10 protein-coding genes are annotated in these 12,482 nt (G+C 66.3%); all 10 read right to left on the bottom strand.

Features of this window, described 5'->3' with window-relative positions; translation table 11 throughout:
* Positions 1-401 precede the first annotated feature (401 nt).
* Genes ftsZ through GX444_19790 form a run of 10 tightly spaced genes read right to left on the bottom strand, consistent with a single transcriptional unit; the run spans position 402 to position 12,475 of the window.
* Positions 402-1,652, bottom strand: coding sequence for a cell division protein FtsZ (gene ftsZ, locus GX444_19745; protein NLH50814.1), 1,251 nt, complete (start codon positions 1,650-1,652; stop codon positions 402-404).
* A 46-nt stretch (positions 1,653-1,698) separates the two neighbouring features.
* Positions 1,699-2,928, bottom strand: a complete 1,230-nt coding sequence (gene ftsA, locus GX444_19750) for a cell division protein FtsA (protein NLH50815.1) — start codon at positions 2,926-2,928, stop codon at positions 1,699-1,701.
* The gene (locus GX444_19755) at positions 2,925-3,785 is read right to left on the bottom strand and encodes an FtsQ-type POTRA domain-containing protein (protein ID NLH50816.1); all 861 of its coding nucleotides are present in this window, start codon (positions 3,783-3,785) and stop codon (positions 2,925-2,927) included. Before GX444_19755 ends, ftsA begins: the two co-directional genes overlap by 4 nt.
* A gap of 13 nt (positions 3,786-3,798) precedes the next feature.
* Positions 3,799-4,749 (bottom strand): D-alanine--D-alanine ligase, encoded by a 951-nt coding sequence (locus GX444_19760; protein NLH50817.1) that lies wholly within the window; start codon positions 4,747-4,749, stop codon positions 3,799-3,801.
* Complete coding sequence (murB, locus tag GX444_19765; protein NLH50818.1) at positions 4,736-5,671, bottom strand: UDP-N-acetylmuramate dehydrogenase; 936 nt, start codon at positions 5,669-5,671, stop codon at positions 4,736-4,738. Before murB ends, GX444_19760 begins: the two co-directional genes overlap by 14 nt.
* Complete coding sequence (locus GX444_19770) at positions 5,668-7,053, bottom strand: UDP-N-acetylmuramate--L-alanine ligase (protein ID NLH50819.1); 1,386 nt, start codon at positions 7,051-7,053, stop codon at positions 5,668-5,670. Before GX444_19770 ends, murB begins: the two co-directional genes overlap by 4 nt.
* Positions 7,047-8,231 carry a putative lipid II flippase FtsW gene (gene ftsW, locus GX444_19775; protein NLH50820.1) on the bottom strand — a complete coding sequence of 395 codons (1,185 nt, stop codon included), beginning with the start codon at positions 8,229-8,231 and terminating at the stop codon, positions 7,047-7,049. The genes GX444_19770 and ftsW overlap by 7 nt, the downstream gene beginning before the upstream one ends.
* Positions 8,228-9,556 carry a UDP-N-acetylmuramoyl-L-alanine--D-glutamate ligase gene (gene murD, locus GX444_19780; GenBank protein NLH50821.1) on the bottom strand — a complete coding sequence of 443 codons (1,329 nt, stop codon included), beginning with the start codon at positions 9,554-9,556 and terminating at the stop codon, positions 8,228-8,230. The genes ftsW and murD overlap by 4 nt, the downstream gene beginning before the upstream one ends.
* Positions 9,556-10,959: a UDP-N-acetylmuramoyl-tripeptide--D-alanyl-D-alanine ligase gene (murF, locus tag GX444_19785; protein ID NLH50822.1), complete on the bottom strand. Its 1,404-nt coding sequence runs from the start codon at positions 10,957-10,959 to the stop codon at positions 9,556-9,558. Before murF ends, murD begins: the two co-directional genes overlap by 1 nt.
* A 4-nt stretch (positions 10,960-10,963) precedes the next feature.
* The gene (locus GX444_19790) at positions 10,964-12,475 is read right to left on the bottom strand and encodes a UDP-N-acetylmuramoyl-L-alanyl-D-glutamate--2,6-diaminopimelate ligase (protein ID NLH50823.1); all 1,512 of its coding nucleotides are present in this window, start codon (positions 12,473-12,475) and stop codon (positions 10,964-10,966) included.
* Positions 12,476-12,482: the final 7 nt, after the last annotated feature.

A 12,482-nucleotide genomic window follows, 5' to 3' on the forward strand; every position in this document is an offset into this window, starting at 1 on the left:
GATTCAATCATGCCTACGGCATGAAGCACCAAGGCAAGCAGACATGTGGTTTCCGGCTGGCGCACGGAAAGACGGCGAGGGTTTTTATCGCGGCTGCTAAGCCGCTCCTACACCAGTCAGGTCGCTTGCGCTCCTGGTGTGGTTTCCAGCTTACGGTGAAGGTTTATATCGCGGCTGCTAAGCCGCTCCTACAGAGGACATGCGGTCGGCACTCCCGGTGTGGATTCCAGCGGGCGCATTGCCGAACGGTAGAAAAAGCAAAACCGCCGGCCCGAAGGCCGACGGTTTTTTCGCGCCGCCGACGCGAGTTCGAACCCCCCGTGCAAGGAGCGCTATCGATCACGAGCCAACCGGACCCGCGGCAAGGAGGATCCGGTTCGGCGGATTCCCTAATTACCCGATCAATCCGGCTTGCGTTTGCGCAGGAAGGCCGGCACGTCGTACGCGTCTTCCTCGGCGACCAGCCGCTGATCGCGCCACGGCTGGAACTCGCTCTTGGGCCGGGTCGCCGTCGCGGCGATCGGCTGCCGCTTGGGCTGCTCCGGCGCGAGTTCCTGCCGCCGGGTGGCGGTCGGTTCCATCGTCCGCACCTTGGTTTCGCTGGCCCAATTCTGGGTCTGGCGGTTGAGGTAGGTCTCTTTTTTGCGTTCGACCACCAGGGTCGCCTGCTCGTTGAGGTGCTCGCGCGCCTCGTCGAAGCCGGTGGCGATGACGGTCACGCGGACCTCTTCCTTCATGTTCATGTCGACGACCTGGCCCCAGAAGATGGCGGCGTCGTCGGCGCAGGATTTCATGATCAACTCGGCGGCCTCGCTGACCTCGGAGAGGCGCAGGTCGGGCCCGCCGGTGATGTTGATCAGGACGCCGCGGGCGCCGTCGATGCTGACGTTTTCCATCAGCGGGCAACTGATCGCCTCGGCGGCGGCCTCGACGGCCCGCTTCTCGCCCTTGGCCATGCCGGTGCCCATCAGCGCCAGTTCGCCGCTGGCGTCGGTGGTTTTCATCACCGATTTGACGTCGGCGAAATCGAGGTTGACGTGGCCCTGGCGGACGATCAGGTCGGAGATGGAGCGGACGCCCTTGAGCAGCACGTCGTTGGCTTTGCGGAACGCGTCCATCAGCGAGGTGTCGGTGCCGGCGACGGCGAGCAGTTTCTGGTTGGGGATGACGATGATGGTGTCGACGGCCTCGCGCAGTTTCTGGATGCCTTCCTCGGCGATGCGCATCCGGCGGCGGCCTTCGTAGATGAAGGGCTTGGTCACCACGCCGACGGTCAACGCGCCCATTTCGCGGGCCAGGTTGGCGACGATCGGCGCGGCGCCGGTGCCGGTGCCGCCGCCCATGCCGGCGGTGATGAACACCATGTCGGCGCCCTGCATGGTTTCGCGCAGGCGGTCGATGGTTTTTTCCGCTTCGCGCTGACCGACCTCGGGATTACCGCCGGCGCCCAGGCCGGCGCCCAACTGGATCTTGATCGGGGCCAGGTTGTGGTTCAGCACCTGCTTATCCGTGTTGCAGGCGATGAATTCCACCCCCTGGACGTTGTCCTCGATCATGGTGTTGATGGCGTTGTTGCCGCAACCCCCGACGCCGATCACCTTGATTTTGGCGGGAACGGCTTCCGGTTCCACGATACTGAACTTCAGCCCCATATTGTCCTCCATTGCACGGAGCCCGAGGCCCCCTTGCCGCGTTAATTTATTTAATTAATTTGGTCAACCAATTTTTTACACTGCGACTCACTTTTCCGGTCAGCGGCGCCTCGGCCTTGGCGAGCCGGGACATGCCTTGCTCGCGCGCCGCCAGCAGCACCAGGCCGACGCCCGCCGCGTACATCGGGCTGGCCACCACGTCGACCAGGCCGCCGACGTGCCGCGGCTGCCCCACCCGGACGTGGCGGTTGAAAATCGACCCCGCCAGGTCCTCGATGCCGCGCAGGTGGCTGGTGCCCCCGGTCAGCACGACCGACGAGACGTGCCGGTCCAGTTCCTTGCGCAGCATTTCGTTGTTGACGAACTGCAAAATCTCGGCGACCCGCGCCTCGATGATCTCGCAGACCTCGCGGTGGTCGACGATGACCGTCTCGCCGTCGTCGGGCGACTCGACCTCGATCTCCTCGCCGGCCATCACCTCGCCGGGAATGCAGTGGCCGTAACGCTTTTTTAGCCATTCGGCCTTGGCCGTGGTCAGATGCAGGCAGCGCGCCAGGTCGTTGTTGACCTGCAAGCCGCCGAAGCTCAGCACGGCGGTGTACTTGACGGCGTCGTTCTTGAACACGACCAGATCGGTGGTGCCGCCGCCCAGGTCGATCAGCGCCACGCCCAGCTCGCGCTCCTCGGGGTTGAGCACCGCCTCGGCGCTGGCCAGGGGCGAGAGGATGACGTCCTCGATTTCCAGCCCGCTCTGGTGGCAGCACTGGACGAGGTTGCCAACGCTGGCCGACTGGATGGTGACGATGTAGCAGTTGACCTCGAGCCGCATGCCGCGCATGCCGGACGGGTCCTTGATGCCGTTGAGGTTGTCCAGGATGTATTCCTGCGGCAGCACATGCAGCACTTCCGAGTCCTGCGGGATGGCGACCGACTCGGCGGCCTCGACGACGCGCTCGATTTCCTCGATCCCCACGTTGCGGCCCCGCAGCGGCAGCATGCCCTGGCTGGTGAAGCCTTTGACGTTGGCGTTGGCGACGCTGATGTAGGCCGAGCGGATATTGACCTGCGCCATTTTTTCGGCTTCCTCGATCGCCTTGGTGATCGCCGCGACGGTCTTTTCGACATCCACCACCACGCCCTTGCTGAGGCCATCAGACGGATGGGTGCCCAGGCCGATGACCTCCACCCCGTTTTCGCGCTGGGCGGCGACCACGGCGCACACCTTGGACGTGCCGATATCGAGCCCGACGATCAGCGAACCCGGTTTCCGTTTCATGCGTTGTTGCCTTTCCGCAAACCGCGCACCGCGACGCGATCACCGACGCCCAGATCCACGACTCGGGCTTCCGCCTGCAGCCGCCCGTTCAAGGCCGCCGCCACGGCCGCCAAACGCTTCAACTTGTTCTCGTAATCGCCGTACCCGAAATGCACGAGCATCCCTTTCTCCATTGTCACCAAACTGAACCCGCCCACCGGGTCGTAGCGGATTTCGCTGATCTCCGCCTCGGAAAAAACCGCCAGCCGCTCGCTGAGCAACAGTAATTGCACGGCCTCGCCGAGCTTGGTCGCCTGCCGCCGCGCCGTCTGGCCGCCGTCCTGAAACGCCTCCTTCGCAAACCCGGTCAGCAAGGGCAGATCGCGCGGATCGCCCTCGTCGAGCTGCTTGAAGGCGACGCCGTCGGCGTCCACCAAGTACAGCCGCTCCATCTGCAACAGCGCCACGGCCTGACGCTCGGCGATCTCCACCACCAGGGTGTCGGGCAATTCGCGCCGCACCACCGCGCCCTTGATCCAGGGATGCGACACCACCTGGTTCGCCACGTCCGTCAGGTTGACCGAGAAGATGTTCTGCCCCGGCCGCGCGTGGATGAAGGAGAGGAAATCGCTCTTGGACACATGCACGGCGGACGAAACCCGGATGTCCGCGAGGCGGAAGTAGTCGGCGTGATGCAGGCGATACCAGATCACCCCGACCAACAGCACGAACAACACGGCCGGCCAACCGCGCCAAACAACGCGCCCGGCCCACCGGCCGGCATTGCGGCAACGCGCGAAGGTCATTTTTCCCCAGCCGCGGACATCGCGGCGGCGCGCGTTGCGTTTCACTTGCACGTTGATGGACCGGCTCGCCAACTTTTGGCTCTCCTTACGACCCGACCTTCAGCCGGGCGGTCGCGAGCACCATTTCGACCAGTTCGCCCATGCTCAGACCGCGCCAGTCGCGCGCGATCATCGGCACCAGCGACAGTTCGGTCATGCCGGGCAGCGTATTGACCTCCAGCAGCCAGGGGCGATTTTGCGCGTCGAGCAGGAAATCCACGCGCACGATGCCCTCGCCGCCGATCGCCTCGTTGGCGGCCACCGCGATGGTCTGGACGCGGGTGACGACGGTGTCGTCGAGGTTGTCGGGGTGCGTGATGTATTCGGTCATGCCCTTGGTGTATTTGTGGTGGTAATCGTAAAACGAGATTTTTTCGTCGGGTAGTTTTTTCGGCCGGATTTCGGCGAGGCCCAACGCCTCGGCGCCCAGCACCGCCACCGACAACTCGCGGCCGGCGATGTATTTTTCCAATATGATCCGGTCGTCCCACTGGAAAGCGGCCGCGAGAGCCGCGGCGAATTCCTCCGGATCGCTGGCGATCGAAACGCCGACGCTGGAACCCTCCGTCGCCGGCTTGACCACCACCGGGAATCCGTAGGGCGGCGTCTGCGGCGGCGTGCTCTCGTATTCCACGCGGTCGACCAGGCTGTACGGCGGCACGGGCAGGCCGATCGACTCGAACAGCTTTTTGCTGATCACCTTGTCCATACCGGCCGCCGAGGCGGTGACGCCCGAGCCGGTGTACGGCAGGCGCAGCAGTTCGAGCAGGCCCTGCACGCAGCCGTCCTCGCCCCACTTGCCGTGCAGCGCGTTGTACACCACCTCGACACCCGCCGCGCGCAGCTTCGCCGGCGTTTCCGCGTCGAGATCCAACTCGACCACGTCGTAACCGCGGCCGCGCAAGGCGGCGGCGACCGCCTGCCCCGAGCGCAACGAAACCTCGCGTTCCGAACTCGGCCCGCCCAACAACACCCCGACCCGTTTACCCTTGTACATCGCGCTCTCCCAGAATTTTCACCTCGGGATCGAGCCAGATCCCGAACCGGTCGTAGACGGTTTGGCGCACGTGCTCGATCAGCGCCAGAATGTCGGCCGCCTTGGCCTGTCCCACGTTCACCAGGAAATTGGCGTGCTTTTCGCTGACGCGCGCGCCGCCGATCTGAAAGCCTTTCAAGCCGGCCGCCTCGATGAGCCGGCCCGCGTGATCGTTTTCCGGATTCTTGAAAGTCGAACCGCCGCTCGGCAGATCCCACGGGTGGCGGGAATGGCGGCTGGCGATGATCGCGTCGACCTCGGCCCGGATTTTCGCCGCCTCGCCGCGCCGCAGTTCGAGTTTGGCCTCGGTGACGACGAACGAACCGTCGAGCACCAGGCCGCGATAGCGATAGACCAGCTTGTCACGCGGCACCCGGCGGATTTTGCCGTCGGCGTCGACCACGGTGATCTCCCGCAGCACCTGGCTGAAATCGCCCAGGTAGGTGCCGGCGTTCATGCGGATGCCGCCGCCGATCGTCCCGGGCACGCCGGAAATGAATTGCAGGCCGTCGATCCCCGCGGCGGCGCTGCGATCCACGACCGTCTGGGACAGCAGGGCGGCGCCGACCGTCAGCACGACCTCGCCGCCGTCGCGGAATTCCGGCTCGAATTTTTCGAAGCCCTGCCGCATCAGCAAGGTGACGCCGCGCAGGCCGCCGTCCAGGATGAGCAGATTGGAGCACGCGCCGAAGACGCGGAACGTTTCGTTCTCGGCGGTGCAAAGCCGGACGACCTCGGCGATTTCCTCGGCCGTGACGGGGCGCAACAGGCAATCCGCCGGTCCGCCCACCTGCCAGGTGGTCAGCGGCGCCATCGGCACGCCGAACGCGCAACGCTCACCGAACAATTCCGCCAATCGCGTATGGAGTCTGGATCCGGTCACGCAAATTTTTCCTTTAATTTCTCGACCAGTTTCACCGCCAGATGGTTCAAATCGCCGGCCCCCATGGTGATGACCATGTCGCCGGGCCGCGCGTTCTCGTACAGGGTTCGCAGCAATTCGTTCCGATCGGCGATGTAAGTCACGTCCGGATGACCGTAGGCGCGGATGCCGTCCACCAGTTTTTGCGCCGTCACGCCTTCGATCGGCGTTTCGGAAGCGGCGTAGATATCGGTGACCAGCAGTTTGTCCGCTTCGCCGAAGGTCGAGAGAAATTCGTCGAACATGTCCCGCGTCCGCGTGTAGCGGTGCGGTTGAAAGGCCACCAACAGCCGCCGGCCGAACCCGGCGCGCGCCGCCGCCAGCGTCGCCCGGATTTCGGTGGGGTGATGGCCGTAGTCGTCGATGACCCAGATGTCGTTCACCTCGCCGACGCGCTGAAAGCGCCGCCGCACGCCCGTGAACTCGCCCAGGGCCCGGCGCACCGTCTCCGCCGGCACGTTCAGTTCATGGGTGACGGCGAGCACCGCTAGGGCGTTTTGCACCATGTGCTTGCCGGGCAGCGGCAGCCGGTAACGGCCCAGTTCGCCCAGTTTGTGATGGTGCGCGGTGAAGCTGGTGGCGAAGCCGTCGGGCCTGATGTCGGTGGCGCGGAATTCCGCCTCCGGCGACAGGCCGTAGGTGATCAAACGTTTGCGCACCGAGGGCAACAGCGAGCGGACCGCGTCATCGTCGACGCACAGCACGGCCGCGCCGTAGAACGGCACCTTGTTGATGAACGTCAGAAACGTCCGCTTGAGCTGCTCGAGGCCGGAGTAATAATCGAGGTGTTCCAGGTCGACGTTGGTCACCACGGCCACGGTCGGGTTGAGCAACAGGAAACTGCCGTCCGATTCGTCGGCCTCGGTGACGAAGGTCTCGCCGGCGCCCAGCTTGGCGTTGCTGCCGATCGCGTCCACCCGGCCGCCGACGACGACGGTCGGATCGAACCCGGCCGCGCCCAGCACCGTGGCCAGCAGGCTGGTGGTCGTGGTCTTGCCGTGGCTGCCGGCGACCGCGATGCCGTAGCGCTTCATCCGCATCAGTTCGGCGAGCATCTCGGCGCGCGGGATGACGGGGATTTTGGCCGATTTGGCGGCGATGATCTCCGGGTTGCTGGGGCGGATGGCGCTCGAGGTCACGACCACGTCGGCGTCGGCGACGAACTGGGCGGCGTGGCCGGTATGGATCGTCGCGCCCAGTTCGGCGAGGTGCGCGAGGATTTCGTTGTCCTTCAGGTCGGACCCGGAAACCCGAAAGCCCAGGTTCAACAGGATTTCGGCGATGCCGGACATCCCGATGCCGCCGATCCCCACCAAATGGATGTGTTCGGTCGAACCTAACATGTGATTCCCTCTTCCGACTCGGCCGGGAGTTCCCGCCGTTGGAGCAAGTGCAAAACTTTCGGTTTGCTCGTCGCGTCCACCGGAGCCTGGCGCGCCGCGGCGAGGATCACGCCGATCAAGGCGAAATTGAGCAGGGTGTTCGAGCCGCCGTAGGAAAAGAACGGCAGCGACAAGCCCTTGTTGGGCAGCAGCGACATCACCACGGCGGCGTTGATGAGGACCTGCATGCCGATCAGCAACGCGGCGCCCAGGCCGCACAGCCGCACGAACAGGTCGGTGGCGCGCAGACACAGGCGGATCGAGCGCCAGATCAGGAAGAAGAACAGCAGGAAGGCCAGCAGCAGGCCGAGCAGGCCCATCTCTTCGCCCAGGTTGGCCAGGATGAAGTCGGTGTGCATTTCCGGCACGAAATAGAATTTCTGCCAGCCGTTGCCGATGCCCACACCCGTCAGGCCGCCGCGGCCGATGGCGATCTGCGCCTGCCAGGTCTGCCAGTTGACGCCGAGCGGATCGCGGGACGGATCCAGAAAGCCCAGCAGCCGCTTGACGCGCCACGGGGCCATCACGATCTGCGAGGCGATGAACAGCGCGCCGCCGACAAAGCCCAGCCCGATGACGCGCCACTGGGCGCCGCCGATGAACAGCATCAGAATCATCAGCGCCGCGATGACCGCCGCCGCGCCCAGGTCGGGCTCGATGGCGATCAGGCCGATGAACGGCATCGCGATCCCCACCAGCGGCACCACGCCGCGCCAAAAGCGGCGAATGCCCTCGCCCTGCGCGGCCAGGTAATGCGCGAAGAACAGGATCATCGTCGCCTTCGCCAGTTCCGACGGCTGCAAGTGCACCGGGAGGTTGATCCAGCGATGGGCGCCCTTGGCCGGCGCGGCGAAGGGCGGAATGAAGGTGAGGATCAGCAGGACGAAAACGACCGCCATGATCGCGCCGATTACCTTGCTGTTGTCGAGTCGCCGGAGGTCGGCGCCGCTGAGCAGCAGCATCAGCGCCATGCCGAGCATCAGGTGCATGGCCTGTTTCTTAAAATACAGCAGCGGTTGTTCGGTCAACGGCTGGCTGACGCTGTAGACCATCAGCAGCCCGAAGGCCGACAACAACAGCACCAGCAGGACCAAATACCGGTCCAGGCCGCGCCGCTGGTAAACGATCTCGTTGCTCACAACCGCTCCACCCACTGCCGCATGGCCTCGCCACGCTCCTCGAAATTGGCGAACTGGTCGAAACTGGCGCAGCCCGGCGAGAGCAGCACCGCCTCGCCCGGCCGCGCCGCCGCGCGCGCCTGCGCCAAGGCCTCGGCGAAGGGGCCGACGATCCGGATCGGGATTTCCGCCAGGCCGGCTGCGATCCGCGCCGCCGCTTCGCCGTAAGCGAATACCAGCCGCGCCCGCGAGACGACATCGACGCTGATCGTCGACCAGTCGCCGCCCTTGTCGCGCCCGCCGAGAATCAGGATCACGGGCCGGTTCATCGCCCGCAGGCTTGTGCGCACCGCGCCGGGCGTGGTCGCCTTGGAATCGTTGACGTACAACACGCCGCTGATTTCGGCGAGCGTTTCCAGGCGATGCGCCAGGCCGCGAAACGTTTCGATCGTTTGTTGAATCGCCGCCGGCGAAGCGCCCGCCAGCCGTGCCATCAGCGCCGCCGCCGCCAGGTTCTCCCGGTTGTGCTTGCCGGGCGGCAGGTACTTCGCCGCGTCGTAGGTCTCCGGCGCGCCGTCCAACCGCAGGTGCAGAACATCGCCCGCGAACCACGCGTTGGAATCGCGGCCGCCGAAGGTGAACAAGCGGCTGCGTACGGCGAATGACTGTTCCATCACGCCCGCGTCATCCGCGTTGAGCACCGCCGCGTCGGTGGGCCATTGCCGGGCGAACAGGCGCCGCTTGGCCGCGACGTAGTCGTCGTGCGAGGCGTAACGGTCCTGGTGGTCGGGCGCCAGATTCAGCAGGGCGGCGACCGAGGGCCGCAGTTCCACGATCGTTTCCAACTGGAAGCTCGACAATTCCACGACGGCGATTTCCGGCGGGACCTCGGCGAGCAGCGCCTCGGCCAGCGGCGTGCCGAGATTGCCGCCGACGAAAGTCCGCCGGCCGTCGGCGATCAGCATTTCGCCCACCAGCGCGGTGGTCGTGGACTTACCCTTGGTGCCGGTGATGCCGATCACCGGCGCCGCCAGCAGGCGGAACGCCAGTTCGACCTCGCCGATGATTTCGACGCCGCGCTCGCGTGCCTGTTGAAAAATCGGCAAGGCCAGCGGCACGCCCGGGCTGCTGACGATGAGATCGGCCCAGGCGAACAGGGTTGCGGAGTGGCCGCCCAACTCACTCGTTTCCAGCAGCGGCGCCAACTCGCGAACCGCCGCGCGCTGTTTCTCGCCGTCGCGCGCGTCGCTGACCGCCACCTTGGCGCCGTGCCGGCGGGTCAGGCGAGCCGCCGCCACGCCGCTTTTCCCGAGGCCCGCGATCAACACCTTGCGACCCGCCAGCATCACAGCGCTTCCCCTTTCAAACCGCGCACCACGCGTTCCATCCGCATGCCGCGACTACCCTTGACCAGAATGACATCGCCGCGCCGGCCGGTCCGCCGCAGTTCGTCGACGATCGCAGCGTGATCGCCGGCCAGCACGATCCGTTGCGGATCCATCTTTTCCTCGCGCGCGCCCGCGGCCACGAGCGGCGACATTTCGCCCAGCAAGAACAGCCGGTCCAGCCCGATCTTTGCCGCGTGACGGCCGAGCCGCCGGTGCGCGGCCTCGGCCTCGGGGCCGAGTTCGAACATGTCGCCGAGCACCGCGATCTTGCGCCCCTCGCCCGCCAGTTCGTCGAGCGCCGCGAGCGCCGCGTCCATGCTGCGCGGATTGGCGTTGTAGCAGTCGTCGATCACCGTGATGCCGAAAATGTTGAGCACCCGGCTGCGCATGGCGGGTGGCCGGAACTGTTCCAGCCCGCGGACGATCGCCTCGAGCGGAACGCCGAACGCGTGGCCGGCGGCGGCCGCCGCCAAGGCGTTGCCGACGTTGTGGCGGCCGAACGTCGCCAGGTAAACGTCGGCCCGGCGGCCGGCGATTTCCATCGTCACCGCGATGCCCTCGAAGCCCTTGGGCTCGACGGCCAGCGCCTTCACCTCGGCCGGGCCGTCGGCGGCCAGCGAGAAGTAGATCGTGCGGAAGGGCTTGCCCGCGCCCATCGAGGCGACCCGCGGGTCGTCGGCGTTGAGCACCGCGATGTGGCCGGCGCCGAAATTTTCCAGCAGCTCGCCCTTGGCCTGGGCGACCGCGCCGATCGTCTTGAGGTGTTCGAGGTGCACCGCGCTGACGTTGGTGATCACGCCGATCGTCGGCCGGGCGATTTCGGCCAGGCGCCGGATTTCGCCGCGCAGGCTCATGCCCATTTCGAGCAGCACCACCTCGTGTTCGGGCTGGATCTTGAGCACCGACAACGGTAGGCCGATCAGGTTGTTGAAGTTGCCTTCGTTGCGCAACACCTTGCCGGGACGGGCCGCCTGCAGCACCTCGAACAACATTTCCTTGGTCGTGGTCTTACCGGTCGAACCGGTCACCGCCAGCACCGGCAACCGCCGCTCGGCCAGGGTGCCGCGCGCCAGTTCGCCCAGGGCGTACAGCGTGTCCTCCACCCGGATCACCGCTACGCCGGGCCGCGCCGGCGGCGCGATTTCCTCATCGACCACCAGGCCGGCGGCGCCCTGGGCGACCGCGGTTTCCAGGAAGCGGTGGCCGTTGAAATTCGGCCCCTTCAGGGCGATGAAACATTCGCCGGGCCGCAGCGCGCGCGTATCGGTGGTGACGCCGGTGAAGGCGATCTCCGGCGATCCGGCCGCCAACCGGCCGCCGCTCAGCCGCGCCACGCTTCCCGCCTGTAACAATTCGTTCATCCGGCTATGCCTTCAAGCGGGCGGCCAGTGCCGCCGCCGCGACCTCGCGGTCGTCGAAGTGAATCCGCGCGGAGCCGATGATCTGGTAATCCTCGTGGCCCTTGCCGGCGATCAGCACCACGTCGCCCGGCCGCGCGGCCCGCACCACCAATTGAATCGCCTTGGCCCGGTCGGGTTCGACCGCATAAACCGGCCCGTTGTTCCAGCCGGCGACCTCAGAGGGCTCGATCCGCCGCCGCCCCATTCTTTCCACACCGGGCAGAATCTGCTCGATGATCGCCTGCGGCGTTTCGGTGCGCGGGTTGTCGCTGGTCACCAGGGTCAGATCGGCCTGCTGCGCCACCGCCGCGCCCATCAGCGGCCGTTTGCCGCGATCGCGATCGCCGCCGCACCCGAAGACCACCAGCAGCCGGCCGCGCGCCAGCCGCCGCATGGTCGAACCGACGTTCGCCAGCGCGTCGGGCGTGTGGGCGTAGTCGACCAACACCAGAAAGTCCTGGTGCCCGACGGGTTCCAGGCGGCCGGGAATGTGCCGGCATTTGGCCAACCCGGCCCGGACCAGCTCACCGTCGATCCGCAGGCCCAGGCAGACCGCGGCCGCCGCCAGGATGTTCATCGCCTGAAAATCGCCGAGCAGCGGGCAGCCGATTTCCAGTTCCCGATCGCCGTATTGCAGGCGCCCGCGGATTCCGTCGAAATCGCAAATCACCTCGCGCCAGTAAACCTGCCCTTCGCCGCCGAAACCGACCGTCGGCACGGGCGTCGCCTTGCGGATGGTCAGGCCGGCGGGATCCTCCAGGTTGACCGCCGCGAACACGCGGGGTTTGACCGAAGCCGACACCGGCAAAATCTCGTCGAACAGGCGCTTTTTCGCCGCCAGGTAGGCGTCCAGTTCCCCGTGGAAGTCCAGGTGGTCCCGCGAGAGGTTGGTGAACACGCCCACGTCGAATTGACAACCGGTGACCCGGCGAAGTTGCAAGGCATGGCTACTGACTTCCATGACGACCGTATCCACGCCCTTGGCCTTCATTTCGAGCAGGGTTTGCACCAATTCCGGCGCTTCCGGGGTGGTGAAGCGGTTGGGCGTGACGATGCCGTCGTAGTGGGTGTTGACCGTGCCGATGACGCCGACCTCGCGGCCCTGTTCGCGCAGGATGGCCTCGAGCAGGTACGTTACCGAGGTTTTGCCGTTGGTGCCGGTCACGCCGATCAGCGTCAGGTCGGCGGTCGGATCGCCGGCCAGCCGGTGCGCGGCGACGGCGGCGAAACGGCGCGCGTCGGCGACCCGCACCAGGGGGACGCCGCGAGTGTCGATGTCATCCTCGGCGGCGATGGCGACGGCGCCGGCGGCCAGCGCCTGGGGAACGAATTTGGCGCCGTCGGTCTGCTGGCCGCGAATGGCGACGAACAGATCGCCCGGTTGCACCTGACGGGAATCGACGAGCGCCCGCCGCACCTCGACGTCCTGGTTGGCGGCGGCCCACGGCAAATCGGCAATCAGTTGGCTCAGCAGCATCTTGTCC

The sequence above is a fragment of the Myxococcales bacterium genome, from assembly GCA_012517325.1.
GTDB lineage: Bacteria > Lernaellota > Lernaellaia > Lernaellales > Lernaellaceae > JAAYVF01.

What these genes read in the sequence shown, in the direction of transcription:
- GX444_19790 (NLH50823.1), bottom strand. Translation starts at nt 12,475, where the DNA reads ATGCTGCTGAGCCAACTGATTGCCGATTTGCCGTGGGCCGCCGCCAAC.
- GX444_19760 (NLH50817.1), bottom strand. Translation starts at nt 4,749, where the DNA reads ATGTACAAGGGTAAACGGGTCGGGGTGTTGTTGGGCGGGCCGAGTTCG.
- ftsA (NLH50815.1), bottom strand. Translation starts at nt 2,928, where the DNA reads ATGAAACGGAAACCGGGTTCGCTGATCGTCGGGCTCGATATCGGCACG.
- ftsZ (NLH50814.1), bottom strand. Translation starts at nt 1,652, where the DNA reads ATGGGGCTGAAGTTCAGTATCGTGGAACCGGAAGCCGTTCCCGCCAAA.
- GX444_19770 (NLH50819.1), bottom strand. Translation starts at nt 7,053, where the DNA reads ATGTTAGGTTCGACCGAACACATCCATTTGGTGGGGATCGGCGGCATC.
- murF (NLH50822.1), bottom strand. Translation starts at nt 10,959, where the DNA reads ATGAACGAATTGTTACAGGCGGGAAGCGTGGCGCGGCTGAGCGGCGGC.
- murD (NLH50821.1), bottom strand. Translation starts at nt 9,556, where the DNA reads ATGCTGGCGGGTCGCAAGGTGTTGATCGCGGGCCTCGGGAAAAGCGGC.